Source organism: Streptomyces plumbidurans (genome assembly GCF_019857225.1).
Taxonomy (GTDB): Bacteria; Actinomycetota; Actinomycetes; order Streptomycetales; family Streptomycetaceae; genus Streptomyces; species Streptomyces plumbidurans.
Window position 1 is genome coordinate 1 of record NZ_JAFJSY010000161.1, and the last position, 1,318, is coordinate 1,318.

1 rRNA gene is annotated in these 1,318 nt (G+C 56.2%); it reads left to right on the plus strand.

The annotated features are described in order from the left end of the window. Nucleotides 1–1,318 (plus strand): 23S ribosomal RNA (locus JYK17_RS40140); the annotation flags it as partial.

Sequence of the window (1,318 nt, forward strand, 5' to 3'; positions counted from 1 at the left end):
CCCGAGTGGTAGGTAAATCCGCCGCTCACACAGGGTGAGACCTGATGCCGAGCCGATTGTGGTGAAGTGGATGATCCTATGCTGTCGAGAAAAGCCTCTAGCGAGTTTCATGGCGGCCCGTACCCTAAACCGACTCAGGTGGTCTGGTAGAGAATACCGAGGCGTTCGGGTGAACTATGGTTAAGGAACTCGGCAAAATGCCCCCGTAACTTCGGGAGAAGGGGGGCCATCACCGGTGATGACATTTACTGTCTGAGCTGGGGGTGGCCGCAGAGACCAGCGAGAAGCGACTGTTTACTAAAAACACAGGTCCGTGCGAAGCCGTAAGGCGATGTATACGGACTGACGCCTGCCCGGTGCTGGAACGTTAAGGGGACCGGTTAGTCACATTTCGGTGTGGCGAAGCTGAGAACTTAAGCGCCAGTAAACGGCGGTGGTAACTATAACCATCCTAAGGTAGCGAAATTCCTTGTCGGGTAAGTTCCGACCTGCACGAATGGCGTAACGACTTCTCGACTGTCTCAACCATAGGCCCGGTGAAATTGCACTACGAGTAAAGATGCTCGTTTCGCGCAGCAGGACGGAAAGACCCCGGGACCTTTACTACAGTTTGATATTGGTGTTCGGTTCGGCTTGTGTAGGATAGCTGGGAGACTGTGAACTCTGGACGCCAGTTCAGGGGGAGTCGTCGTTGAAATACCAGTCTGGTCGTGCTGGATGTCTAACCTGGGTCCGTGATCCGGATCAGGGACAGTGTCTGATGGGTAGTTTAACTGGGGCGGTTGCCTCCTAAAGAGTAACGGAGGCGCCCAAAGGTTCCCTCAGCCTGGTTGGCAATCAGGTGTTGAGTGTAAGTGCACAAGGGAGCTTGACTGTGAGACCGACGGGTCGAGCAGGGACGAAAGTCGGGACTAGTGATCCGGCGGTGGCTTGTGGAAGCGCCGTCGCTCAACGGATAAAAGGTACCCCGGGGATAACAGGCTGATCTTCCCCAAGAGTCCATATCGACGGGATGGTTTGGCACCTCGATGTCGGCTCGTCGCATCCTGGGGCTGGAGTCGGTCCCAAGGGTTGGGCTGTTCGCCCATTAAAGCGGTACGCGAGCTGGGTTTAGAACGTCGTGAGACAGTTCGGTCCCTATCCGCTGTGCGCGTAGGAGTCTTGAGAAGGGCTGTCCCTAGTACGAGAGGACCGGGACGGACGAACCTCTGGTGTGCCAGTTGTCCTGCCAAGGGCATGGCTGGTTGGCTACGTTCGGGAGGGATAACCGCTGAAAGCATCTAAGCGGGAAGCCTGCTTCGAGATGAGGACTCCCACC